The following is a 24711-nucleotide window of genomic DNA, read 5'->3' as shown; positions in this document are numbered from 1 at the left end:
CGCCCCGGCCGCGCCCGCCGGAGGGCGGGCCGCGCGCCGGCCGCACCTGCGGCTGGCGGCCGACCCGGAGCAGGCCACCGTCTCGGTGTCCTCCGCCTCCGCGGTGGCCGAGGCGACCGAGCACGAGGAGTGGGTCGACGGCATGCGCGAGCGCGGAGCGGCCGGCCCGGACTCCTGGGAACCGGTGCCCGTCCCGCTGCCCACCTACGTGACAGCCCCGGTCGCCCCCCGGGTCTCCCGCGGCCTCGACCTGTCGGCCCCCGGCACCTGGACCGCCGGGCGCCCCGCCGAGTCCCGCAAGACCCCGCTGTTCGACCAGTACGCCGAGCCGCACGCCCCCGAGTCGCGCCCGCGCGCGGCCAACGAATAGCCCCGGCCGCCCCCCGACCGGCACCGCGACCCGGGGGGTGGTCACGGACCCCCTCCGAAAGGTGCTAGAGTTTCTTCTCGTTGGGGCTGTGGCGCAGTCCGGTAGCGCACCTCGTTCGCATCGAGGGGGTCAGGGGTTCGAATCCCCTCAGCTCCACCCAACGGACCGGCTCAGGCCGGTCGACGAAATCCCGCCGGGAGGCAACTCCCGGCGGGATTTCGCGTTTTGGGCTCCAGGTCCGGGGCCGCCGCCACCCGGGGTTCGCTGTGGGGGAGATCACATCACCCTTCCGGGCCCGTTTCTGACGCGGTTTGGGGCTCGGAGGGGTCGGTTATGGTGGGTGGGCCCAGACGCTGACGAGGGAACGATCTGGTCTATCTCAACGGGGTGCCATCGCGGTGCGCGAGTTCGGTCTGAAACGGTGGGTGCGGCGGTCGGGTCCGGAGAATCCCGGAGGCGCAGCGGAAACCGGAAGACCGAATTCCTGGACCCTCCCGGCAGTCTGCGTGGCGGCGGTGTCACTGGCGGTGTTCGCCTGGTTCCGGCACAGCCACGGGGCCACCATGGTCGACATGCTGGTCTACCGGGCCGAGGGCCAGGCCGTCGTCCGCGGCGAGGACCTCTACGCGATGCGGCTGCCCGGCTGGGACCTGCCGGCCACCTACCCGCCGTTCGCGGCGATGCTCTTCGTGCCGAGCACCTGGTTCGACGTGAGCACCCTGCGCGTCCTGGTGATGCTCCTCAACTACGCGCTGCTCGCCGCGGCCGTGCACCTGTCGCTCAAGCTGGCCGGCTGGCCCAAGCAGCACCGGGCGGCCGTGGTGATCCTGGCGACCGGCCTGGGCATCTGGCTGGAGCCGGTCTTCACCACCTTCCAGTACGGGCAGGTCAACCTCGGCATCCTCTGCCTGGTCCTGTGGGACCTGACCCGCCCGGACCGCCACCGCCTCAAGGGCGTGGGCATCGGCCTGGCCACCGCCATCAAGATCACCCCGGGCCTGTTCGCCGTCTACCTGTTCCTGACCGGCCGGGTCCGGGCCGCCCTGGTCTCGGCCGGCACCTTCCTGGCGGCGGGCCTGATCGGCTGGGCCGTGCTGCCCGACGCCTCGTACGGGTTCTGGACCACCTACCTCTGGGACCCGAGCCGGGTCGGCGTGACCGTCCTGGTGGACAACCAGTCGCTGCGCGGCGCCGTCTGCCGGCTGCTGGACGTCAACGACCCGGGCCTGGTCGGGCTGATCGCCTCGGCGCTGGTCGCGACCTTCGGGCTCGGCGTGGCGGTGCTGGCCGGGCGCTCCGCGCGGGTGCTGCGCCGGGCCGACGCCTGGGGTGCGGTCTGCGCCGCGCTCACCGCGCTGCTGGTCTCGCCGATCAGCTGGACCCACCACTGGGTCTGGTGCATCCCGCTCCTCGCCCTGCTGGCGGTGGAGGCCAGGACCACGGCCCGGAGGGTCCTGTTCGGCCTGACCCTGCTGGTCTTCCTCTCGCACGTCATGTGGACGGTGCCGCACCGCTGGGGCCGCGGGGTCGCCTGGTACTGGCAGCTGCCCGGCGCGATCTACCCGCCGATCGCCATCGCCGTCCTGGTCGTCCTGGGCGTGCGGCTGTACCGCGCCCGGCGGCAGGCCGTGGAGGCCGCCGGCGGAGGGGTCCGGGCCCTGCTGGGCGCCAGGCTGGACCGCGATCCCGCACTGACGAACCGGACCTGACGGCCGGACCCACGGACCCAGACCGGACGGATCGGACCCGACGTGACCACCCAGACCGCACCCCCGCCGCCGGCCGCCGCCGTGCCCGCCGCCCGCCGGCTGGCCGAGGCCGTCCTGCTCGGCCCGGCCCGGCGCACCCTGCTGCTCACCGCGCTCTGCTTCGCGGTGACCTGCGCCATCGGCCTGCAGGGCTGGACGTCCGTGTCGCTCGGCGGCTTCGACCTCGGCATCTTCGACCAGGGCGTGCGCGGCTACGCCCACTTCGGGCTGCCCGTCTCGACGCTGAAGAGCTTCCACCACGAGTTCCCGCCCGGCTTCTCGGTGCTCGGCGACCACTTCTCGCCGGTGCTGGCACTGCTCGCCCCGCTGTACTGGATCTGGGACGACCCGCGCTCGCTGATCATCGGGCAGTCGCTGCTGTTCGCGGCCGGGGTGCCACTGGTCCGGCGGATCGCCGGGTACGCCTTCGCCGCCGCCGAGCCGCGCACCGGCCGCCGGGCCGCCGACCTGGCCGGCCTGGTGTACGGCCTCGGCTGGCCGCTGCTGGTCGCCGCCCGGGTGGGCTTCCACGAGGTCGCCTTCGCGGTGCCGCTGACCCTGCTGATGCTGGAGCGCGGGCTGGCCCGCCGGTACGGCACGGTGGTGCTCGCCGCCGTACTGCTGTGCTGCACCAAGGAGGACCTCGGCCTGATGGTCGGGGCGTACGGGCTGGTGCTGCTGCTGCGCACCCGCCGTACGGAGGACCGGGCGGGCCGCTTCACCGGCCTGGGGCTGCTGCTCGGCGGGCCGGTCGCCTCGGCCGTCGCCATCACCTGGCTGATCCCGGCGATGGGCGGGCAGCCGGGCTACTACTGGAACTACGGCTCGCTCGGCACGGACGGCGGGGACGCGCTGCGCAACCTGCTGCACGACCCGTTCCTGCTGGTGCAGGCCGCCTTCGACCAGCCGCTCAAGCCGCTGCTGCTGCTGTGGCTGTTCGGCACCACGCTGCTGCTGCCGCTGCGCTCGGCCACCGTGCTGTGCGCGCTGCCGCTGCTGGCCGAGCGGATCCTGTCCAGCAACCCCAACCACTGGTCGATCGCCCGGCACTACGACTCGCTGCTGTGGCCGATCCTGCTCACCGCCGCGATCGAGGTGCTGGGCCGGCTGAGCGCCGCCGGGCGGCCGGAGCGGAGCGTGCGGCGGGCCCGCCGGCTCGGCCTCGGCGCGGCCGGGATCGCGCTGGTCGCCGCGGTGCCGATCGGGCTGCTGCCGCTGGCCGTACCGTCGTCCTGGGCGCCGAAGACGAGCGAGGCGGCGCTGGTGCGGGCGGCCGCGCTGATCCCGGACGGGGCGTCCGTCGAGGCGGACAACCAGATCGCGCCGCGGCTGACCGCCCGGGCGGACGTGGTGCTGGTCGACGGCACGCCGCGCGGGCGCGAGTACGTGCTCACCCGGGGCGACAAGCGGTCCTTCCCGTTCAAGACGGACAAGGAGCAGGCCGAGCGGATCCGGTTGCTGCTGGCGCACGGCTACCGGCAGCTGTGGGCCGAGGACGGGGTGGTGCTGCTGCACCGGGAGGGCGACGAGCCGATCCCCGGCGAGCACGTGCCGGGGCCGGGCAGCGAGCCGGTCCAGGACGAGGTCCCGTCCGACGTGGGGCACAACCTCTTCCGCGGCTGACGGCCGCCGCCCGAACACGCCGCGGGGCCGGCCGGAACGACGTCCGGCCGGCCCCGAGGGGGTGCCTCAGGGGCGGTCGGAGCCGTTGTAGCTGCCGCTGTGGTGGGAGCCCTGGGCCGGGACGGCGCCGTAGTGGCCGGGCCGGTGGCCGCGCGGGTGCCGGGTCAGCTTGTAGCCGAGGACGCCGGCCAGCGCGGCCAGGAAGCCGCCGGCGATCGTCCAGTACCAGCGGCTGTTCCAGCCGGAGAACCAGCCGGTGTACCAGTGCTCCTCCTGGGCGACCGGGGCGGCCGCCTTGGCCGTGCTCGCGCCGCCGCCGACCGGCGGGACCAGCGGGGCCTTCAGCTCGCCGCCCTCCGGCTGGGCGTTGTCGGCGTCGCCCTTGGCGGCGACGTGCAGCTGGACCGAGGAGGCCAGGCCGAGGTCCGGCTGCGGGACGTCGCTGACCGACAGCCGCACGTAGTAGGTGCCGGGCAGCGGGTCGCCGGACCACGGCTCGGCCCACGTGCGGACCTCGCGCAGGGTGCAGTTCAGCGCCAGGGCGGCCGTGCTCTGCTCGGCGGTGGCGTTCTGGGTGCCGGCGGTGCACGACTGCCGCCGGCGCAGCCCGTCGAAGACCTCGACGGACCAGGTCTGCGGGCCGTGCCGGTCGGCCGTGGGGGCCAGGTTGACGGTCAGGTCGACCGTCGGGGTCTGGCCCTCGGAGGCGCCGAACGCCCAGTACAGGTAGTCACCGGTGGAGACGGAGACGTTGGCGTCCTGGCCGGGGGAGAGGTTGACCGCGGTCAGGAACGAGGTGCCGGCCTTGGTCGCCGGGGCGGGGGTGCCGTTGGCACTCGCCGAGGGGGACGGCGAGGCGGCCGAGGCCGCCGGGGCGCCCAGGGCGCTCAGGGCCAGGGCGGGCAGCAGGGCGAGGGCGGCGAGGGCGCCGCGAATCGTCGTACGCATGGTCAGTTCTCCCGCCAGACGGCGATCCGCCAGCGCGCGATCCAGCCGAAGACCAGACCGAAGGCCAGGCCGGCCAGGGTGAGGGTGAGCAGCAGGATCCAGCCGCGGCCGAGGCCCATCGCGGCGCCCTCCGGGGCGGGCGAGGCGGAGGCCAGGTCGACGGTCAGCTCCAGCGGCATGCCGGGGTCGGCCAGGACGCCGTTCTGCGGGGCCAGCGAGTTGCTGACGACCAGGCAGACGGTGGTCTCCGGCTTCTCCTTGGAGCCCTTCGAGGCGGTGGGGCTCGCGGTGACGTAGCCCTTGGAGTCGTCGGTGGACCAGCGCAGGCCGGTGGAGACCACGTCGGTGCGGCCGCTGCCGGCGTCGGTGCCGCGGACCAGCTCCTGGCCGGCCGCGCTGGTGGCCTGGAGCAGCACCCCGTAGTCCCGGGCGACCGGGCGGTCGAGGGCGACGCTGACCGAGGCGCGCAGTTCCTGGCCGGACTTGACCGGGACCTTGTAGACGCGGTGCTCGGAGAACTTCTCGCGGTCGGTGTAGACGCCCGGGGCGAGCACGGGGGCGCTCTCGCACTTGTCGGTGCCGGCGGTCTTGACCGGGGCCACGGTGTAGGTGTCGTTGGAGCGGTCGACCAGCTGCTTCACCTTGTCGGTGAGCTGCTCCTGGGTGCGGACGTCGGTGTAGGTGCCGCCGGTCGCGTTGGCGATGCAGAGCAGCTGCTGGCGGGTCTTGTCGTCGTGGGCCAGGCCCAGGGTGTCGACCACCAGGTGGATGCCCTGGGAGGCGAGCTCGCGGGCGACGTCGCACGGGTCGGGCGGGGTGCAGGTGTCCTCGCCGTCGGTGATCAGCACCACGCGGCGGGTGGTCTCGCCCTTGCCGAGGTCCTGGGCGGCGCCGCGCAGGGCCAGACCGATCGGGGTCCAGCCGGTGGGCCGCAGGGTGGCGACGGCGGTCTTGGCCTCGACCTTGTTGGTCCTGCCGACCGGGAAGAGCTGCTTGGTGTCCTGGCAGCCCTGGGCCTTGTCGTTGCCGGGGTAGTTCGCGCCCAGGGTGCGGATGCCGAACTCGGTCTCCGAGGGCAGTGCGTCGATCACCTCGTTCAGCGACTGCTGGGCCACCGAGATGCGGCTCTTGCCTTGGATGTCCGTGGCGGTCATGGAGCCGCTGACGTCCAGGACGAGGTCGACCCGGGGGGCCTCCTTGGATGCGGGGGCGGCCCCGGCTGATGGTTCGTCGGCGTGGGCGGGCAGGCCGAGGAGCAGCGAGGCGCCCGTTATCGCCAGGGCCGCCAGCAGGCTGCCGAGCCTGGTCTGTGGTCGTCGTCCGGTAGTCACCCGGCCGATCCTAGGGATCATCAGTTCATCGTGGCGAAACGAGTCCGGATCGTGCCTCAACCAGCTCCGGCGCGAACTCCGGCGCATCGGTGCGCAATTCGCTGACGCCGGACTTACGCGTCGTGGATAGCCTTCCGTACGCATCGGACGGCGGAGGGGGCGCGATGGAGCTGGCGGCGGTCGGCAAGCGGTACGGGCGGCGCGGGCGGTGGATCCTGCGCGGGGTGGACCTGGCGCTCGGGCCGGGGGAGTTGGTGCGGATCGCCGGGCGCAACGGGAGCGGCAAGTCGACGCTGCTGAGGCTGGTCGCCGGGATCGAGCGGCCGAGCACGGGGCGGGTGGTGCGGCCCGGCCCGGCGGCGTACGTGCCCGAGCGCTTCCCGCCGGCGCTGCCCTTCGACGCCTCCTCCTACCTGCTGAGGGTGGGCCGGGTGCACGGGCTGTCGGCGGAGCGGGCGCGGCGGCGGGCGGGGGAGTGGCTGGACCGGTTCGGCGTCGCGGACCGGGCGGGCACGCCGCTGAGCCGGCTGTCGAAGGGCACCTGCCAGAAGGTCGCGGTCGCCCAGGCGCTGCTCCCCGAGGCGCGGGTGCTGCTGCTGGACGAGGCCTGGACCGGGCTGGACCCGCAGGCGCGGGCGGTGCTGGACGAGGCGGCCGCCGAGCGGGCGGCGGCGGGCGGCACGGTGCTGTTCGTCGACCACGACCCGGCCCGGCTGGCCGGGCTGACCAGCGCCGCCTACGGGGTCGGCACGGACGGCGTGCTGCGGCCCGTCGAGGACGGTCCCCAGGAGCCGCCGCGGGACGGGCCGGTGATGGAGGTCGAGGTGGACGTCCCGGACGGTGCCCCGCTTCCTCCGCTGCTGCCGGGGGCACCGGAGGTCACCGCGCTGGCCGGGACGGCGGTGCGGCTGGCGGTGCCGGCCGCGCACTCGGACGCGCTGCTGCGCCGGCTGCTGCTGGGCCGCCCGGCCGTCCGGGTGCTGGCGGTGCGGCGGCGCGAGGAGGGGCAGCGGTGACGGCGCGGATCGGGGCGCTGACCCGCTACCACCTGGAGCTGCTGCTGCGCTCGCACGCCTGGCTGCCGCCGTTCCTGGCGTACGCGCTGCTGCTGGTGGTCGGGGTGGCGGCGGGCGATCCGCTGCTGGGCGGCCTCGGCTTCGGCGCGGGGGTGCTGCTGCCGGTGAGCGCCTGGTACGTGCGCAGCGTGCTGAGCGCGGAGCCGCCGGCCTCGCGGGCCTGCCTGGTGGCGGCGGCGGGCCCGGTCCGGGTCCACCTGGGGGCGCTGCTGGCGGCGCTGACGGTGTCGCTGGTGCTGGCGGCCGGCCAGGTGGCGGCGGTCTGGTGGACCAGTGGGCCGGTGGCCGACCCGGGGGCGCGGCAGGAGCCGGGGGCCGGGGCGGCGGTGGCGGCCGGTCTTGCGGCCTCGGTGGTCAGCGCGCTGCTGGGGGTGCTGGCCGGGGCGCTGGCGAACCGTCCGGTGCTGCTCCGCCCGCAGTACGGCATCCCGACGGCGCTGGGGCTGGCCACGCTGCTGCTGGTGGTGCCGGTCTCGCCGGCCAACACGGCGGTGCGCGGTCTGGTGTCGGCGGCCCGGACCGGACGGATCGAGGTGCCGTGGGCGAGCCTGTCGGCCGCCGTCGTCCTGCTGGCCGCGGTGGGGGCGGGGGTGGCGGCGCTGGCCGGGCGGCGGCCGGAGTGACGGCGCTGGCCGGGCGGCGGCCGGAGTGACGGCCCCGGGGACGGACCGGCGGGCCCGGACGATTCCGCCAATGGCGGACACACCGCAGCGAATAGTCCATAAATATGGATAACCCTCGCTAGGGTGCGGAATCGGGACACGGTGCCACCGCGGTGGCACCGGGACCCGGCCGGCCTGTCCGACACCCTGGAAGGACCCCGCAGTGAGCAACCTCTTCGCGATCGCCTACCCGGACCTCGCCACCGCCCAGGCGGTGCGCGACGAGGCGATCGGGCTCCAGAAGCAGAAGCTGATCGAGCTGGAGGACGCGGTCGTCGTCGAGCGTCGCGCGGACGGCAGGATCAAGCTGCACCAGCAGGTCAGCACGACCGGGGCGGGCGCCGCGAGCGGCGCGCTCTGGGGCGGGGTCATCGGCCTGCTGTTCTTCATGCCCCTGGTGGGCGCGGCGGTCGGCGGAGCGACGGGGGCGGCCGTCGGCGCCTCCACCGACATCGGGGTGGACGACGACTTCATGCGCCAGGTCGGCGAGCACCTCCAGCCCGGCACCGCCGCGGTCTTCCTGCTGGTGCGCAAGGCGACCGCCGACAAGGTCGTCCCGGCGCTGGCCCGGTTCGGCGGCCGGATCATCCAGACCTCGCTCTCGGCCGAGGCCGAGGCCGAGCTGAAGGCGACCGTCGAGGCCTCCCGGGCCCAGGCCGCCGTCTGACCCTCCGCCCGACCGCCGCTCCCGTCGGGGCGGACCGGCCCCGGCGCCGGTCCGCCCCGATCGGCATCCCCCGGCCGGCGGCACCGGGCCCTTCCCGATCCCCAGGACGGTCCGTGGCGACACCCTCCGCCGTGTCGAGATCCGCCGCCGGGCCGAGCCGGCCGGTGCCGACCAGACGCACCACCGAGCTCGTCCTGGTGGTCGGCGCCGTCCTGATCGCCGTGTTCGGCTACGTCGAGGTCGGCGTCGACCTCGACGGCCGCGTCCCGGCCGACGCGGCCGAGTACGGTGCCGCGCTCGGCGTGCTCGCCCTGGCGGCGCACGCCGTGGTCCGGTGGCGCGCCCGGTACGCGGACCCGCTGCTGCTGCCGATCGCGGTGCTGCTGAACGGGATCGGGCTGGTGGTGATCCACCGGCTCGACCGGGCCACCCCGGGACGCGCCGCCGCCCCCACCCAGCTGCTCTGGTCGGCCCTGGGGGTGGCGCTGTTCATCGCCGTGGTGCTGCTGGTGCGCGATCACCGGCGGCTGCAGCGCTACGCCCACATCGGGGCGCTGGTGGCCCTGGTCCTGCTGGTGCTGCCGATCTTCTTCCCGCCGGTGTACGGCTCCCGGATCTGGATCGTGATCGGGCCGCTCTCCTTCCAGCCCGGGGAGTTCGCCAAGATCCTGCTGGCGGTCTTCTTCGCCGCCTACCTGGCGGTGCACCGGGACGCGCTGGCGCTCACCGGCCGCCGGATCCGGCGCCTGCGGCTGCCGCCGGGGCGGGTGCTCGGGCCGGTGCTGCTGATCTGGGCGGCGTTCGTCGGCGTCCTGGTGCTGGAGACCGACCTCGGCACCTCGCTGCTGTTCTTCGGCCTGTTCGTGGTGATGCTCTACGTGGCCACCGCGCGCACCGGCTGGATCGCCATCGGCCTGGGCCTGGCCGCGGTCGGGGCGGTGACGGTGGGACGGCTGTCGCCGCACGTGCACAGCCGGGTCGCGGACTGGCTGGACCCGCTGGGCTCGATCGAGGCGGGCCGGGGCGCCAACCAGATCGCCCAGTCGCTGTTCGCCTTCGCCTGGGGCGGTGAGCTGGGCACCGGGCTCGGCAACGGGCACTCGGTGCTGATCGGCTTCGCCGCCAAGTCGGACTTCATCCTCGCCACCATCGGCGAGGAGCTCGGGCTGACCGGGCTGATCGCGGTGTTCCTGCTGTACGCGGTGCTGGTCTCGCGGGGCTTCCGGACCGGCATCGCGCTGCGCGACCCGTTCGGGCGGCTGCTGGCGATCGGGCTGGCCGCGATCGTCGGCCTCCAGGTGTTCGTGGTGGCGGGCGGGGTGCTCGCGCTGATCCCGCTGACCGGGATGACCATGCCGTTCATCGCCCAGGGGGGTTCCTCCGTGGTCACCAACTGGATCATCGTCGCGCTGCTCGTGCGGATGAGTGACACCGCGCGCGGGCCCGGGCCCCGGGAGGTCCGGTGACGCGCGCCCGCCCCCGGGGCAACGGCCCGCAGGGGCTGCCGGGCATCTCGGTGACCGGGCGGCGGGCGGGCACCTTCTGCCTGCTGCTGGTCGCGGCGCTGTGCGCCCAGGCCACCCGGGTGCAGGTGTTCCAGGCGAAGGACCTCGACCGCAACAGCGCCAACCAGCGGCTCACCATCGAGCGGTACGCCCGGCCGCGCGGCGACATCCTGGTCGGCGCGGACCCGGTGACCGGCTCCGTACCGACCGGCGGCCGGTACGCGTACCGGCGCAGCTACACCGACGGCCCGACCTACGCGGCCGTCACCGGCTTCGCCTCGCAGGCGTACGGCACCACCCAGCTGGAGGGGACCGAGGACGAGCTGCTGACCGGCACCGACGGCCGGCTGGCGGGCTGGTCGTTCCTGGACGCCGTGGCCCGTCGGCAGAACCCCGGCGGGGACGTCCGCACCACGCTGAACCGGGCCGCCCAGCAGGCCGCGATGCGCGGGCTCGGCGACCGGAAGGGCGCGGTCGCCGCGATCGAGCCGGCCACCGGGCGGATCCTGGCGCTGGCCAGCACGCCCTCCTACGACCCGGGCGCCTTCGCCGGGCACGGCGCCGACGACCAGGAGGCCTGGAACCGCCTGCAGGCCGACGCCGACGAGCCGATGCTCAACCGGGCACTGCGCCAGACGTACCCGCCGGGCTCGACCTTCAAGGTGGTCACGGCCGCGGCCGCGCTGGCCGACGGGGTGGTCACCGACCCGGACGCGCCGACCGGGGCGCCCTTCCCGTACGTGCTGCCCGGCACGACCACGCCGCTGGTCAACGACACCCCGGTCTGCGACCGGCCGGGCCTGTCGCTGGCCGCCGCGATGACCGCCAGCTGCAACAGCGTGCTCGGCTACCTGGGGGTGCGGACCGGGCTGGACCGGATGGCCGGGATGGCCGCGAACTTCGGCTTCAACGACCCGGGGCTGGACGTCCCGGTGCGCGCGGCCCGGTCGAACTTCGACACCCGGATGGACGAGTCGCAGCTGGCGCTCTCCTCGATCGGGCAGTTCGACACGGCGGCCACCCCGCTGACGATGGCGATGGTCGCGGCGGGGGTCGCCAACGACGGGACGGTGATGCGTCCACAGCTTGTGGACAGGCTGACCAGGAGCGACGGCACCACGGTGCAGCTGATGCGGCCGTCCGTGTACAAGCGGGCGATGACCCCGGCGGTGGCCGAGCAGGTGCGCGGGCTGATGACGGACGTGGTGGAGAACGGCACCGGCGGCAACGCCCGGATCGCCGGGGCGGTGGTCGGCGGCAAGACCGGGACGGCCCAGCACGGGGTGGACAACAGCGGGACGCCGTACGCCTGGTTCATCGCCTGGGCCGGGCCGGCCGGCTCGGACGCGGTGCCGCCGGTGGCGGTGGCCGTGGTGGTCGCGGACGGCGGGGCCACCGATGTGACGGGTGGTGCCCTGGCCGCGCCGATCGCCCGGTCGGTGATGCGGGCGGTGCTCGGCGGGTGATCGCCGCAGGGCGCCGGCCTGCTGCTTTAATCGCCGGGAGGTAGAAGCGCCGTTTACGAAGTGTCCGGTTTGTACATCACTGTGCGCCAATTCGGACAATGCGCCGGTTGGGACTGTTCGTTTGCGACACTGGTGCTTTCGCCGGGTACTGTCCCATGTTTGTTCGGTTGATCCCCGATGACACCCCAGGGTGTTTCGGGTGACCAGCCACCAGGACACCCTCCCCCGCCCAGAAGGACCGCAGTTTTGGCCAGCAACACCCTTGGTGCGCGTCTGCTGCGACGCAAGCCCGTCTCGACACTGATCGCCGAGACCGAAGGCAAGAACTCCCTCCCGGCCGGTGCGCCCGAGGAGGGCGGGCGCTCCGGCATCCACCTGCGCCGCTCGATCGGGCTGTGGCAGCTGTCCTCGATCGGCATCGGCGCCACCATCGGCACCGGCATCTTCTTCGTGCTGAACACCGCGGTGCCCTCGGCCGGCCCGGCCGTCATCCTGTCCTTCGTGATCGCCGCGGTCACCGCCGGACTCACCGCGCTCTGCTACGCCGAGATGGCCTCCGCGATCCCGGTCTCCGGCTCCTCGTACTCCTACGCCTACGCCACCCTCGGCGAGGGCGTCGCCTTCGGCGTCGGCATCTGCCTGCTGATGGAGTACGGCGTCTCCGCCTCCGCGATCGCGGTGACCTGGGCCGAGTACCTGAACAAGTTCTTCGACCTGGCCTTCGGGTTCACGATCCCCGAGGAGCTCTCCGGCGCGCCGGACAGCACCCACTGGTTCAACCTGCCGGCGCTGCTGCTGGTCGCCATGGTCTGCGTCCTGCTGATCCGCGGCGTCAGCGAGTCGGTCAAGGTCAACGCGGTGATGGTCGCGATCAAGATCCTGATCCTGCTGATGTTCATCGGCGTGGCGCTCACCGGCTTCCACTCCGGCAACCTGAGCCCGTTCATGCCGCTCGGCTTCAGCGGCGTCCAGATCGCCGCGTCCAGCATCTTCTTCTCCTTCATCGGCCTGGACGCCGTGTCCACCGCCGGTGAGGAGGTCAAGAACCCGCGCCGCACCCTGCCGATGGCGATCATCATCTCGCTGGTCGTGGTGACCCTGCTCTACATCCTGGTCGCCCTGGCCGGCATCGGCGCCCAGCCCTGGCAGAAGTTCGACGGCCAGGAGGCCGGCCTCGCCCAGATCCTCCAGGACATCACCGGCCAGAGCTGGCCCGCGATGGTCTTCGCCTTCGGCGCGATCGTCTCGATCTTCAGCATCACCCTCGTGGTGATCTACGGCCAGACCCGCATCCTGTACTCGATGGGCCGCGACGGCATGCTGCCCAAGCGCTTCGCCCAGCTCTCCCCGCGCACCGGCACCCCGATCTGGAACACCATCGTGGTGGGCCTCGGCGTCGGCGCGCTGGCCGCGTTCATCCCGCTGCGGGTCCTGGCCGACATCACCAGCCTGGGCACGCTCATCGCCTTCTCGGTGGTCTCGATCGGCGTGATCGTGCTGCGCCGCACCCAGCCCGACCTGCCGCGCGGCTTCAAGGTGCCCGGCTACCCGGTCGTCCCGCTGATCAGCGTCGGCTTCTGCATCTACCTGATCACCGGTCTGCACGCCGACACCTTCCGGGCCGGGGCGATCGCCCTCGCCGTCGCCCTGGTCGTCTACTTCGGCTACAGCATCAGGCACTCCCGGCTGGAGCAGGCCGGGCAGCCGTCCGTGTCCTCGGACAGCTCCGCCGACTGACCCGGAAGCAAAACCCGGGTGAAGGGCCGCCGGCCGCCGAGGCGGCCGACGGCCCTTTTCCCGCCAACGCCCGTCCGGTGTCCAACGCCATGGCGACAGGGCCCGGCTCCCACCCATAACCTTCCACCATGGTGAGCACCCGCACGCCCGGCTACTTCCGCCCGCGCGGCCGCTTCACCGGCCGCAGCAGAACGCCGGCCCAGACCTCCGCGACCGAGGCGTCGTCCGGACCCGGACGACCGCCGCGCGGCTTCTCCGTCCGCCCCTTCCCCCGACAGCGTGGCGAGAGCACCTTTCCGCCCACGCCCGATCGGCTGAACGGCGCCCGGCTCGCCGGGCTCGCCTCGATGCGGACCGTCCAACTGCTCGGCTGCCTGGTCGCGGCCGGCTGGGCCGCCGCCTTCCCGCTCGTGTCCGACCTGGCCAACCAGCGGCTGTGGGGCCTGATCGCGGCCCCCGCCTACGTCCTGGCCGGACTGCTCTGCCTGACCCTGCCGCGTCGCTTCGCGGCCCGCGCCGCCGCCTCGGTCGCCCTCGTCGGGGCCGTCCTGGTCCCGCTGGCCCTGCTCGCCCTGAACGGTCGCCACCAGTCCGAGGTCATGGTGGTCGAACGCTCGGCCCACCTGCTGCTCACCACCGGCACCGCGTACCTGCCGCACCCGGTGGTGGTCACCGACTACAACCCGTACCTGCCGGCGATGTCCCTGTTCGGGATGCCGCGCCAGCTGCTCGGCGACTCCACCGCCTTCGCGAGGGTCGCCGGGGACGCCCGGATCTGGTTCGCGCTGACCTTCTTCGTCTGCCTGCTGGCCGCCTGGCGGCTGCTGCGGCCCGCCCGCCCCGGCGGCGGCGACCCGCGCGCGCCGCTGCTGCCGCTGGCCGTCCTCACCGCCTCGCCGCTGATCGCGCTCGCCCTGGCGGTCGGCGGGGTGGACCTGCCGCTGATCGGGGTCTGCTGCCTGGCCATGGCGCTCGCCGAGCGGGACCGCACCGTCGGCGCCGGACTGGTGCTCGCCCTCGCCTGCACCCTGAAGTGGACGGCCTGGCCCGCGCTGCCGGTCGCCGTCCTGCTGCTCTGGCGGCTGTACGGCCGCCGCCCCGCGGCCCGGACCGCGCTGATCGGGGTCGGGGTGAGCACGCTGGTGATCCTGCCCTCCGCGCTGGCCCAGCCGGACGCGCTGCGCGAACAGGTGGTGCGCTTCCCGCTCGGGATGACGGCGATCCGCACCCCGGCGGGCAGCCCGCTGCCCGGCAAGGTGCTGGCCGGCTTCGGACCGACCGGGCACGCGATCTCGCTGGCGCTGATGACCGTGGCCCTGGTCGCGGTGGCGATCTGGCTGCTGGCCCGGCCGCCGGTCTCCGCGATCGCCGCGGCGGACCTGCTGGCCGCCGGGCTCGCCATCGCCTTCATGCTGGCCCCGGCCGGGCGGTTCGGGTACCTGGCGCTGCCGGTGGTGCTGATGATCTGGCCCCGGCTGGCGGCCCGCCGCTGGAGCAGCCGGCGCCCGGTCCCGCCCGGCCGGGTGCGGGGGAGGCCGCAGCCCGCGCTGCCGCGCGGCTGAGAAAGCACCGGCCCGCCCTGCCGTGAGGCCGGGCGGGCCGTTCGCTCGGGGGCCGTTCGCCCGGGGCCGTCTGCCCGGGGGCCTACCGGCCGGCGGCCTTCAGGATGGAGGCGACGGCCGGGCCGGCCGCGTCCACGCCGTGGCCGCCGCCCTGGACCTCGGCGGCCACCGCGAGGTTGCCCCGGTAGGCGGTGAACCAGCTGTTGGTGACGTCGACCCCGGCGACCTCGGCCGAGCCGGTCTTGGCGCCCGCGTTGTCGGTGATGCCGGCCATCACCTCCTTGGCGGTGCCGCCGGTGGCGGTGGCCGCCATCATCGCCTTCAGCTTGGCGTCCACGTCGGGGGAGAGCGGGCGGGCGGCCTTCTGCTGCGGCAGCTCCGCCACCAGGATCGGCTGCTTGAACTCGCCGCTCTGCACGGTGGCGGCGACCGAGGCGATGGCCAGCGGGTTCATCTGGACCTTGCCCTGGCCGATGTAGTTCATGGCCTGCTCGTCCTTGCTGCCCGGCGTCGCCGGCACCTTGCCGTCGGTGTTGGGCAGGCCGGTCTTCCACTCCAGGCCGATGCCGAACACGTCCTTGGCCGTGCCGGACAGCGTCTCGGGCTTGAGGCTGGCCAGGCCCTGATTGATGAAGGCGGTGTTGCAGGACATCATGAAGTCCTGCTGGAGCGTGTTGTTCGGGAAGGCACCCGGGAACGAGTTCGGGATCGGGTGCGCGTTGCCGCTCTTCTCCGGGCAGGCCACCACGGTGTCCGGGTTGACCCCGTTCTCCAGCAGCGCCGCCGAAGTGATGATCTTCATCGTCGAGCCCGGCGCGAGCAGCCCGGTGAAGGCCCGGTTCTGTCCGTTGGCCGGCGAGTTGGCGAAGGCCAGCACCTGACCTGTGCTCGGCTCGATCGCCACGACGGAGGCCGGCTTGCCGCCCAGGTCGGTCATCGCCTTCTCGGCGGCGGCCTGCAGGGTGTTGTCGATGGTCAGCTTGAACGGCTTGCCGGGCTTCGGCTCGACGATGGTGAACAGCTTGTCCTGGGCGCCCTTGCCGGCCGGGTCGGAGATCACCACGGCGCTGCCCGCGTCCTGGTCCTTGGCCGGGTCCGGCGGCAGCAGCTTGTTGGCGTTCTCCTGGAGGGTGGTCATCAGCGCCTGGGTGAGCGAGGCGCCCTGGACCGGCTTGCCGTTGCGGTCCACCACCGTGGACGGCGGGGCGAAGACCGGCTGGACGGCGATGGTCTCGTTGCCGGACAGGTGCGGGTGGATCACCGACGGCGCCCAGTGCACGGCCGGGGTGTTGTCGCTCATCTTCACGACGCCGAGGAAGCCCTGGTAGTCCCAGGCCCGGCTGGTGCCCGCGAACTCGGCGCGCGCCTTGTACGACATCAGGGTGCCGGTGGGGCCGGGCGTGGCGGTGGCGGACGGCGTGTCGGTCGCGCCCGGCGTCGCGGAGGCCCCGGCGGACGGCTTGGCGGCGGGGGCGGGGGTGCCGGTGGCGGCGGAGAAGACCTGCTGGGTGGTCGGGCCGAACGGCGTGAGGGTCAGCGCGCTCGGCTTGACCTGGTCGCGGAAGGCGGTCAGACCGGCCGTGGCCGCGGCCGGGTCGTCGGTCAGCGAGGCCGCCTTGGCGATGTCGCCGGCCGCCCAGGCCGTCAGGAAGTCCTTCAGACCGGCTGTCGCCTGCTCGGCCGACGGCGGCTCGGCGACCACGGTGCGCGGCTTCTTGCCGCCGGAGCCGCCGTCCGAGTCGTTCATCAGGCTGTACGCGCCGTAGCCGCCGCCCGCGAGGACGGCGATGGACACGCCGGTGATGATGCCGATCTTCGCGCCACTGCGCATGGTGCAGGTCCCCCAGGGGTCTCGCGGCCGGGCGCAACCGGCCGGGGCCGGAAACGCGGTACCCCCCCACCCTAGGCAGCACGGATCGGTGCGCCGGCGAATCGCCCGGCACTTGTGACGGATCTGGTACGTGTTGTGCACCGCATACGGACGAATCGCGGGAACCCGGTGTGCCCGGGGCGGATCAGATCCAGGTGTTGAACCACATCCGGCGGCGCCAGTCCTCCAGCGGGATGGTCTGCCCGGTGAACAGCGGGAAGAAGAAGAGGAAGTTCCAGAGGATCAGCAGGATCAGCAGGCCGGCCGCCGCGGAACCGATGATCCGGCGGTCCCGGGAGGCGCCGGGCGGCCCGATCAGCGCGCCGATCAGCATGGTCACCGCGAGCACCAGGAACGGGACGAAGACCACCGCGTAGAAGAGGAAGATCGTCCGCTGCTGGTAGGCGAACCAGGGCAGGTAGCCGGCTGCCAGGCCGCAGAGCAGCGCACCGGCCCGCCAGTCCCGCCGGGCCGCCCAGCGCCACAGGCAGTAGGCCAGCGCCACGAGGCCCGTCCACCACAGCAGCGGGGTGCCGATGCCCAGTACCTCGCGGGCGCAGTCGGCGGCGGTGCAGCCGGCCTGGCCGTACTTGGGGGACTCGTAGAAGAAGGACACCGGCCGGCCCAGCACCAGCCAGGACCACGGGTTGGACTGGTAGGTGTGCGGGTCGCTCAGGCCGACGTGGAAGTCGTAGACCGTCGAGTGGTAGTGCCACAGCGAGCGCAGGGCCCCGGGTATCCACGGGAAGTCGGTGGAACGGCCGACCGCCCAGTCCCGGCCCCAGCCGCCCTGGCCGGGGGCGGTGCTGCTGGCGAACCAGCCCCACCAGGACGCGATGTAGACCGCGACCGACACCACGACGACCGAGACGAAGGCCGGCACCACGTCCCGGGCGAGCACCGCCAGGAACGGGCGCGGGGCGCCGGCCAGACGGCGGGCGCCGACGTCCCAGAGCACCGTCATCAGGCCGAAGGCCGCCGCCACGTACAGGCCGCTCCACTTGGTGGCGCAGGTCAGACCGACGCAGACGCCGGCCGCTATCCGGTACGGGCGCCAGCCCAGGTTCAGCCGCTGGGCGAGCCGCGGGTCCTCGACGCCGCCCAGCCTCCGGGCCAGCAGGGCCCGGGTGCGGTCGCGGTCCAGCAGCAGGAAGCCGAAGGCGGCGAGGGTCCAGAACATCACCACCAGGTCGAGCAGGGCGGCCCGGCTGAGCACCAGGTGCAGGCCGTCCACCGAGAGCAGCAGGCCCGCCACGCAGCCCAGCAGGGTGGAGCGGAACATCCGGCGGGCGATCCGGGCCACCATCAGCACCGACAGGGTGCCGAGCAGGGCCACCGCGAACCGCCACCCGAAGGGGTTCATGCCGAACAACTGCTCGCCCGCACCGATGATCCACTTGCCCACCGGCGGGTGCACCACGTACGAGGGCGTCGCCCGGTACGGGACGGCCGCGCCCGGCGTCATGATCGTGGCGTTGGCGTCCTCCGGCCAGCTGATCTCGTAGCCGCCGTGCCAGAGCGCGTACGCGTCCTTGGCGTAGTACGTCTCGTCGAAGATGATCGCGTGCGGCTGCCCGAGGTTCGTGAACCGCAGCAGGCCGGCGAACACCGCCACCGCGACCGGGCCGAGCCAGCCGGCCCAGCGGCAGAGGAAGAACCACAGGCCCTGCGGCAGCGAGACGCCCATCCGCAGCAGCAGCGGCGACTGCGGCACGTCCCGGGGCGTCACCCGGGGGCCGTCCGGCATCGGCGGCGCCAGGCGCTCGGTGAGCGTCGCCGCGGCGCGGGCGGTCCAGCCGTGCCCGGCCAGGCGCTCGCGCCAGCCGGCCGGCCCGGACCGCGGCGCGGGCCCGGCCTGGGGCGAGCGGGGGGACGGCAGGCCGACACCGCCGTACGCGGAGTGGTCCGTACCAGTGGGCGTCTGGGCCGCCGTGTCGCCGTTCATCCGCCACATCGTAGGGGCGCTCTTCGTACGCGTGTCCGCTCCCTCGGAAGCTGACCGAATCGTCACCAAAAGCCCCGGGCGCGCGACAGCTGCAAGGATGGGGACCGTGACAGGAGTACTCGTTCTCGCAGGCACCCCCATCGGCGACGTCTCGGACGCCCCGCCCCGGCTCGTCAACGAACTGGCCACGGCGGACGTGATCGCGGCCGAGGACACCCGGCGGCTGCGCCGGCTCACCCAGGCCCTGGGGGTGACCCCGGCCGGGCGGGTGGTCTCCTACTTCGAGGGCAACGAGGTCGGCCGCACCCCCGAACTGGTCGAGGCGCTGCTCGGCGGCGCCCGGGTGCTGCTGGTCACCGACGCCGGCATGCCCTCGGTCTCCGACCCCGGCTACCGGCTGGTCGCCGCCGCCGTCGCCGCCGACGTCAAGGTCACCGCGGTGCCCGGGCCCTCGGCGGTGCTCACCGCGCTCGCGCTGTCCGGCCTGCCGGTGGACCGCTTCACCTTCGAGGGATTCCTGCCGCGCAAGAACGGCGACCGAGCCCGGCAGCTCGCCACGATCGCCGCCGAGCCGCGCACCATGGTCTTCTTCGAGGCGCCGCACCGGATCGCCGAAGCGCTCACGGCGATGGCCGAGGCGTTCGGGCCCGAGCGTCCGGCCGCCGTCTGCCGCGAGCTCACCAAGACCTACGAGGAGGTCAAGCGCGGGCCGATCGGCGAACTGGCGGCCTGGGCGGCCGAGGGCGTCAAGGGCGAGATCACCGTCGTGGTCGCCGGCGCCCCGCCGGCCGCGCCCCAGGAGCTGACCCCGGCCGAGCTGGCCCGGCTGGTCGCCGTCCGCGAGGAGGCCGGGGAGCGCCGCAAGGAGGCCATCGCGGCCGTCGCGGTGGAGCTCTCGCTGCCCAAGCGGGAGGTCTTCGACGCGGTCGTGGCGGCGAAGCGGGAAGGCCTGGGAGGAGCCCCGGGACAGGGGTGAATACCGGGGGTTGCGTTGCTCACGGGGAGTCGTACCGTGGAGGGAAGGCCCCGGTAAACACCCGCTGAGCTGAAGCTTCGGTCGCGGTTTTCGGTCCCGGGGAGGCCCTTCGTATAGGGCTCCCCAACCGGCATCCAAGTCTTCACAAGTGGGGCGTCGCCCGGGGATGTCCGGGCATTTCCTGGAAGGGAAAGACCCAGCCGGGCGAGCGTCCGGCGGGCGCTGGGAGACGGCCATGAGCGATGTTGTCGGTAGCCCGCGCAGTGGCAACGCACTGAGCACCGCCGGTCTGGCCGGCCGGCCGCACACTCCCGTCGAAACCGTACGGGAGGCCTACTCCTTCGCGTGCCTGCGCTGCGGGTACGGATGGGAGCAGGCGTACGACATCGAGCACCACGTGGGCAAGGACGGCCACGTCGTGTTCGAGTACCACGCCAACGGCGTCCGGGTGCCGTCCCCGCTGCTCAAGCCGACCTGCCCGGGGTGCGGCGGCCACACCGTGCGGATCATGCGCGAGGGCCGGGTGGCCACCGCCGACCAGCAGTGGCAGCACGCCCCCGGCTACCCGGCGCACGCCGAGCCGGCCGGGCCGCCCCCGGTGGCCGAGCCCGTCCGGCCGCGCGGACGCTGGGCCCGGTTCTGGTCGCGGCTGCTGGGCTGACACCGGGGCGACGAGGAGGGACCGCCCCCGGCCGGGAACAACTCGGTCGAGGGCGGTCCGCGCGCCCGACTAAGCTTTCCGACCATGGCGGCCACTGCAGACCACAGCACCACCGGGGCGACCGCCCCGGCGTACTACGTTTCCACCCCGATCTACTACGTCAACGATCGCCCGCACCTGGGCCACGCGTACACCACCGTGGCGGGCGACGTCCTCACCCGCTGGCACCGCCAGCGCGGCGAGAAGGTGTGGTACCTGACCGGCACCGACGAGCACGGTCAGAAGATCATGCGGACCGCCGAGGCGAACGGCGTCAGCCCGCAGCAGTGGTGCGACAAGCTGGTCGAGGAGGCCTGGAAGCCGCTCTGGGAGCACCTGGAGATCGCCAACGACGACTTCATCCGCACCACCGAGGAGCGGCACACCGCCCGGGTGCAGGAGTTCGTCCAGGACCTGTTCGACAAGGGCGAGATCTACAAGGGCGGCTACTCCGGCCCGTACTGCGTCGGCTGCGAGGAGTTCAAGCTCCCGGCCGAGCTGCTCGACGGCGCGACCGCGGACGAGAAGCTCTGCGCCGTGCACAAGCGGCCGGTCGAGTGGCTGGAGGAGGAGAACTACTTCTTCCGCCTCTCCGCCTACGGCCCGCGGCTGCTGGAGTTCTACGCGGCGAACCCGGACTTCATCCAGCCCGCCTCGGCCCGCAACGAGGTGCTGCGCTTCGTCGAGCAGGACCTCAAGGACCTCTCGATCTCCCGCTCCACCTTCGACTGGGGCGTCCCGCTGCCCTGGGACGAGAAGCACGTCCTGTACGTGTGGGTCGACGCGCTGCAGAACTACATCACCGCGGCCGGCTACGGCAGCGACCCGGAGCGCTTCGCCGAGCTGTGGCCCGCCTCGGTCCACCTGGTCGGCAAGGACATCCTCCGCTTCCACGCCGTCATCTGGCCCGCCATGCTGATGGCCGCCGGGCTGCCGCTGCCCAAGCGGGTCGTCGCCAACGGCTGGCTGATGGTCGGCGGCGAGAAGATGTCCAAGTCCAACCTGACCGGCATCGCGCCCACCGACCTGACCTCGCACTTCGGCGTGGACGCGTACCGCTACTACTTCCTGCGGGCGATCCCGTTCGGCACCGACGGCTCGTTCTCCTGGGAGGACTTCACCGCCCGGTACACCTCCGAGCTGGCCAACGACTTCGGCAACCTGGCCTCCCGGGTCGCCGCGATGGTCGGCAAGTACTTCGACGGGGTGCTGCCCGCCGCCACCGCCGCCGGTGACGCCGAGCAGGCCGTCGCGGACGGGCTGACCGCGGCGGTCGCCGCCGCCGACCTGAAGATCGGCGAGGAGCTGGACTTCGCCGGCGGCCTCGCGGCGATCTTCGAGTTCGTCAAGCAGGTCAACGGCTACCTCACCACCCAGGAGCCGTGGAAGGTCGCCAAGGACGAGTCCGAGGAGGGGCAGGCCCGCCTGGCCACCATCCTCTACACCGCCGCCGAGGCGCTGCGCGCCACCGCCGTGCTGCTCAACCCGGTGATGCCGTCCACCGCCGAGAAGCTGTGGGCCTCGCTGGGCGCCGAGGCCGCCGGGCTGGGCGCGCTCGGCGCGCAGACCGTCGCCACCGCGGCCGACTGGGGCCGGCTGCCCGTCGGCGCCACCGTCACCAAGGGCGAGATCCTCTTCCCGCGCCTCGAAGAGAAGCCGACCGCCTGACATGGCCGCCAAGGACGACGCCCGGTCGACCCCGCCGCCGCTGCCGGAACCCCTGGCCGTGGCGGTGGCCGACTCGCACACCCACCTCGACATGCAGTCCGGCACCCCGGCCGAGGGCCTGGCCAAGGCCGCCTCGGTCGGCGTCACCACGGTGGTCCAGGTGGGCTGCGACGTGCCCGGCTCGCGCTGGGCCGCCGAACTGGCGGCCCAGTACGAGCAGGTGCACGCGGCCGTCGCCCTGCACCCGAACGAGGCGCCGCGGATCTTCCTCGGCGACGCCGACGGCTGGTCCGGGCAGCAGCGGAAGGCCGGCGGCGCCGCCGCGCTGGACGAGGCGCTCGCCGAGATCGACCGGCTCGCCGCCCTCCCGCAGGTGGTGGCGGTCGGCGAGACCGGCCTGGACTACTTCCGCACCGGGCCGGAGGGCGTGGAGATCCAGAAGGAGTCGTTCCGCCGCCACATCGAGATGGCCAAGCGGCACGGCAAGGCCCTGGTCATCCACGACCGCGACGCCCACGAGGACGTCATCGCCGTCCTGCTGGCCGAAGGCGCCCCGGAGCGGACGGTCTTCCACTGCTACTCCGGCGACGCCGGGATGGCCAAGATCTGCGCCGAGCACGGCTGGTACCTCTCCTTCGCCGGCCCGGTCACCTTCAAGGCCAACCAGCCGCTGCGCGACGCCCTGCTCGCCACCCCGCTGGACCGGATCCTGGTCGAGACCGACGCCCCCTTCCTCACCCCGCACCCCTACCGCGGCCGCCCGAACGCCCCGTACCTGATCCCGGTCACGGTCCGCTCGATGGCCGCCACCCTGGGCCTGGCCGAGGACGAGCTGTGCACGGCCGTCGCGGCGAACACCGCCAGGGCCTTCGGGTACTGAGCCCGAGGCCCGGGGCCCCGTCCGGATCGGCGCGTCCGGACGGCGGCCCCCGCGCCCGTATCCTTGGCGCGTGAGCACCACCGACCCCACCCCTGACAGCCACCTTCTGGGCGCCGCCGACATCCGGGAGCTGGCCGCCGCCTTCGGCGTGAAGCCGACCAAGCAGCGCGGGCAGAACTTCGTCATCGATGGCAACACCGTGCGGCGGATCGTCCGGGCCGCCGACGTGACGGAGCAGGACACGGTGGTGGAGGTCGGGCCCGGGCTCGGCTCGCTCACCCTGGCACTGCTGGAGGTGGCGCGGCACGTCACCGCGGTCGAGATCGACCCGGTGCTGGCGCGGCACCTGCCGGACACCGTCGCCGCCCGGATGCCGGGCAAGGCGGACTCCTTCGACCTGGTGTTCAGCGACGCCATGGAGGTCACCGAGCTGCCCGGGCCCGCGCCCACCGCGCTGGTCGCCAACCTCCCGTACAACGTCGCCGTGCCCGTCCTGCTGCACATGCTGGCGACCTTCCCCAGCATCGAGCGGACCCTGGTGATGGTGCAGAGCGAGGTCGCCGACCGGCTCGCCGCCAAGCCGGGCAACAAGGTGTACGGCGTCCCGTCGGTCAAGGCCAACTGGTACGCCGACGTGAAGCGGGCCGGCGCCATCGGGCGGAACGTCTTCTGGCCCGCCCCCAACGTCGACTCCGGGCTGGTCTCGCTGATCCGCCGCGAGCCGCCGAGGACCACCGCCAGCCGCGAGGAGGTGTTCGCGGTCGTCGACGCCGCGTTCGCCCAGCGGCGCAAGACCCTGCGCGCCGCGCTGGCCGGCTGGGCGGGCTCCGCCGCCGGGGCCGAGCAGGCGCTCGCGGCGGCCGGCATCGACCACAAGCTGCGCGGCGAGATGCTGACGGTCGAGCAGTTCGCCGCGATCGCCGAGCACAAGCCCGCCAAGGACGCCGTGTGATCACCGTACGGGTACCGGCCAAGGTCAACGTCCAGCTGGGGGTCGGCGGCCTGCGCGCCGACGGCTTCCACGACCTGGCCAACGTCTTCTTCGCGGTCGCCCTCGGGGACGAGGTCACCGCCACCGCCGGGGAAGGCGTGACACTGAGCTGCACCGGCCCGGACGCCGCCGTCGTCCCCCTCGACGACAGCAACCTCGCCGCCCGCGCCGCCCGGCTGCTCGCCGCCCACCACGGCATCGCCGACCCGGGCGTGCACCTGCACATCGCCAAGGCCATCCCGGTGGCCGGCGGCATGGCCGGCGGCAGCGCCGACGGCGCGGCGGCGCTCGTCGCCTGCGACGCGCTCTGGCAGCTGGACACCCCGCTGCCGGTGCTGCTGGAACTGGCCGCCGAACTCGGCTCCGACGTGCCGTTCGCCCTGCTCGGCGGCGTCGCGCTCGGCCGCGGCCGGGGCGAGATCCTGGAGCCGCTGACCACCGGGGGCACCTTCCACTGGGTCTTCGCGGTCGCCGAGGGCGGCCTGTCCACCCCCGCCGTGTTCCGCGAGTGCGACCGGCTGCGCGAGGAAGCCGGCACCGGCTCCAGCGACACCGACGTCCCCACCCCGGACGCCGACCCGGCGCTGCTCGCCGCCCTCGCCCACGGCGACGCCGTCGCCCTGGCCGACGCGCTCGCCAACGACCTCCAGCCCGCCGCGCTCTCGCTGCGCCCCGCACTCGCCGCCACCCTGCGCGCCGGCACCGAGGCGGGCGCGCTCGGGGCCCTGGTCTCCGGCTCCGGGCCGACCTGCGCCTTCCTGGTCAAGGACGCCGAGGCCGCCGCCGCGGTGGCCGGGGCGCTGCGGGCCTCCGGCACCTGCCGGACCGCCCACGCCACCCACGGACCGGTGCCGGGGGCCTCCCTGGCGGACTGACGCGGTGAGGGCGCTCCGGCGGGCCCATTAGGCTGGAGAGATCGGGGTGTCCCGACAGGGGCACCCGGCCGTTGAGCGGCGGACCGCCCCGCGACCGCCGAACCCAGGAGC

General features: G+C 73.8%; 19 protein-coding genes, 1 tRNA gene and 1 pseudogene. 17 read left to right on the top strand and 4 right to left on the bottom strand.

The window, feature by feature from the left end; genetic code table 11:
* From ACFVHV_RS28895 to ACFVHV_RS28880, 4 genes and pseudogenes are all read left to right on the top strand, one after another.
* Nucleotides 1-370: pseudogene (locus ACFVHV_RS28895) on the top strand (hypothetical protein); the annotation flags it as partial.
* A gap of 82 nt (nt 371-452) precedes the next feature.
* Nucleotides 453-526: transfer RNA gene (locus ACFVHV_RS28890), tRNA-Ala, on the top strand.
* Nucleotides 527-876: 350 nt separating this feature from the next.
* On the top strand, nt 877-2079 hold the full coding sequence (locus ACFVHV_RS28885; protein ID WP_380354755.1) for a glycosyltransferase 87 family protein: 1203 nt from the start codon (nt 877-879) through the stop codon (nt 2077-2079).
* Nucleotides 2080-2121: 42 nt separating this feature from the next.
* Nucleotides 2122-3741 carry a DUF2079 domain-containing protein gene (locus ACFVHV_RS28880; protein ID WP_380354752.1) on the top strand — a complete coding sequence of 540 codons (1620 nt, stop codon included), beginning with the start codon at nt 2122-2124 and terminating at the stop codon, nt 3739-3741.
* A 66-nt stretch (nt 3742-3807) separates the two neighbouring features.
* Here the strand turns inward: ACFVHV_RS28880 and ACFVHV_RS28875 are convergent, their stop codons facing one another.
* A complete protein-coding gene (locus ACFVHV_RS28875) occupies nt 3808-4689 on the bottom strand; it encodes a peptidase (protein WP_359899781.1) in 882 nt (293 codons plus the stop codon).
* Nucleotides 4690-4691: 2 nt separating this feature from the next.
* Nucleotides 4692-6020: a VWA domain-containing protein gene (locus ACFVHV_RS28870; RefSeq protein WP_380354749.1), complete on the bottom strand. Its 1329-nt coding sequence runs from the start codon at nt 6018-6020 to the stop codon at nt 4692-4694.
* A gap of 164 nt (nt 6021-6184) precedes the next feature.
* On the opposite strand from ACFVHV_RS28870, the gene ACFVHV_RS28865 reads away from it, so the two are divergent.
* The 7 genes from ACFVHV_RS28865 (at nt 6185) to ACFVHV_RS28835 (ending at nt 14695) form a co-directional block, all read left to right on the top strand.
* The gene (locus tag ACFVHV_RS28865; protein ID WP_359899777.1) at nt 6185-7036 is read left to right on the top strand and encodes an ABC transporter ATP-binding protein; all 852 of its coding nucleotides are present in this window, start codon (nt 6185-6187) and stop codon (nt 7034-7036) included.
* Nucleotides 7033-7719 carry an ABC transporter gene (locus ACFVHV_RS28860; RefSeq protein ID WP_359899775.1) on the top strand — a complete coding sequence of 229 codons (687 nt, stop codon included), beginning with the start codon at nt 7033-7035 and terminating at the stop codon, nt 7717-7719. The genes ACFVHV_RS28865 and ACFVHV_RS28860 overlap by 4 nt, the downstream gene beginning before the upstream one ends.
* Nucleotides 7720-7921: 202 nt before the next feature.
* Nucleotides 7922-8425, top strand: a complete 504-nt coding sequence (locus tag ACFVHV_RS28855) for a DUF1269 domain-containing protein (protein ID WP_359899773.1) — start codon at nt 7922-7924, stop codon at nt 8423-8425.
* Between the two features lie 131 nt (nt 8426-8556).
* Nucleotides 8557-9891 (top strand): FtsW/RodA/SpoVE family cell cycle protein, encoded by a 1335-nt coding sequence (locus ACFVHV_RS28850; protein WP_380354745.1) that lies wholly within the window; start codon nt 8557-8559, stop codon nt 9889-9891.
* Nucleotides 9892-9941: 50 nt separating this feature from the next.
* Nucleotides 9942-11396, top strand: a complete 1455-nt coding sequence (locus ACFVHV_RS28845; protein WP_380354758.1) for a penicillin-binding transpeptidase domain-containing protein — start codon at nt 9942-9944, stop codon at nt 11394-11396.
* A gap of 177 nt (nt 11397-11573) precedes the next feature.
* A complete protein-coding gene (locus ACFVHV_RS28840) occupies nt 11574-13133 on the top strand; it encodes an amino acid permease (RefSeq protein ID WP_380354743.1) in 1560 nt (519 codons plus the stop codon).
* A gap of 128 nt (nt 13134-13261) precedes the next feature.
* Nucleotides 13262-14695, top strand: a complete 1434-nt coding sequence (locus tag ACFVHV_RS28835) for a glycosyltransferase 87 family protein (protein WP_359899767.1) — start codon at nt 13262-13264, stop codon at nt 14693-14695.
* 82 nt (nt 14696-14777) lie between these two features.
* Here ACFVHV_RS28835 and ACFVHV_RS28830 read toward each other — a convergent pair whose 3' ends face one another.
* Together ACFVHV_RS28830 and ACFVHV_RS28825 are read right to left on the bottom strand one after the other, a co-directional pair.
* Entirely contained in the window at nt 14778-16526 is a 1749-nt protein-coding gene (locus ACFVHV_RS28830; RefSeq protein WP_380354740.1) for a penicillin-binding transpeptidase domain-containing protein, read from the bottom strand.
* Nucleotides 16527-16710: 184 nt separating this feature from the next.
* The gene (locus tag ACFVHV_RS28825; protein WP_380354737.1) at nt 16711-18519 is read right to left on the bottom strand and encodes a dolichyl-phosphate-mannose--protein mannosyltransferase; all 1809 of its coding nucleotides are present in this window, start codon (nt 18517-18519) and stop codon (nt 16711-16713) included.
* A 97-nt stretch (nt 18520-18616) separates the two neighbouring features.
* Between ACFVHV_RS28825 and rsmI the strand changes: the two genes are divergently transcribed.
* The 6 genes from rsmI to ACFVHV_RS28795 all read left to right on the top strand — a co-directional run bounded on the left by rsmI (nt 18617) and on the right by ACFVHV_RS28795 (nt 24600).
* A complete protein-coding gene (rsmI, locus tag ACFVHV_RS28820; protein ID WP_359899763.1) occupies nt 18617-19486 on the top strand; it encodes a 16S rRNA (cytidine(1402)-2'-O)-methyltransferase in 870 nt (289 codons plus the stop codon).
* Nucleotides 19487-19721: 235 nt separating this feature from the next.
* Nucleotides 19722-20147, top strand: a complete 426-nt coding sequence (locus ACFVHV_RS28815) for a hypothetical protein (protein ID WP_359899761.1) — start codon at nt 19722-19724, stop codon at nt 20145-20147.
* 84 nt (nt 20148-20231) lie between these two features.
* Complete coding sequence (metG, locus tag ACFVHV_RS28810; RefSeq protein WP_359899760.1) at nt 20232-21854, top strand: methionine--tRNA ligase; 1623 nt, start codon at nt 20232-20234, stop codon at nt 21852-21854.
* A 1-nt stretch (nt 21855) separates the two neighbouring features.
* The gene (locus ACFVHV_RS28805) at nt 21856-22734 is read left to right on the top strand and encodes a TatD family hydrolase (RefSeq protein WP_380354732.1); all 879 of its coding nucleotides are present in this window, start codon (nt 21856-21858) and stop codon (nt 22732-22734) included.
* A 70-nt stretch (nt 22735-22804) separates the two neighbouring features.
* Nucleotides 22805-23686: a 16S rRNA (adenine(1518)-N(6)/adenine(1519)-N(6))-dimethyltransferase RsmA gene (gene rsmA, locus ACFVHV_RS28800; protein WP_359899756.1), complete on the top strand. Its 882-nt coding sequence runs from the start codon at nt 22805-22807 to the stop codon at nt 23684-23686.
* The gene (locus ACFVHV_RS28795) at nt 23683-24600 is read left to right on the top strand and encodes a 4-(cytidine 5'-diphospho)-2-C-methyl-D-erythritol kinase (protein WP_359899754.1); all 918 of its coding nucleotides are present in this window, start codon (nt 23683-23685) and stop codon (nt 24598-24600) included. Before rsmA ends, ACFVHV_RS28795 begins: the two co-directional genes overlap by 4 nt.
* Nucleotides 24601-24711: the final 111 nt, after the last annotated feature.

The sequence above is a fragment of the Kitasatospora sp. NPDC127116 genome, assembly GCF_042677365.1.
Taxonomy (GTDB): Bacteria; Actinomycetota; Actinomycetes; order Streptomycetales; family Streptomycetaceae; genus Kitasatospora; species Kitasatospora lactacystinica.
Note: the sequence above shows the minus strand (reverse complement) of the source record. Positions and strands in the feature narration are given on the sequence as shown.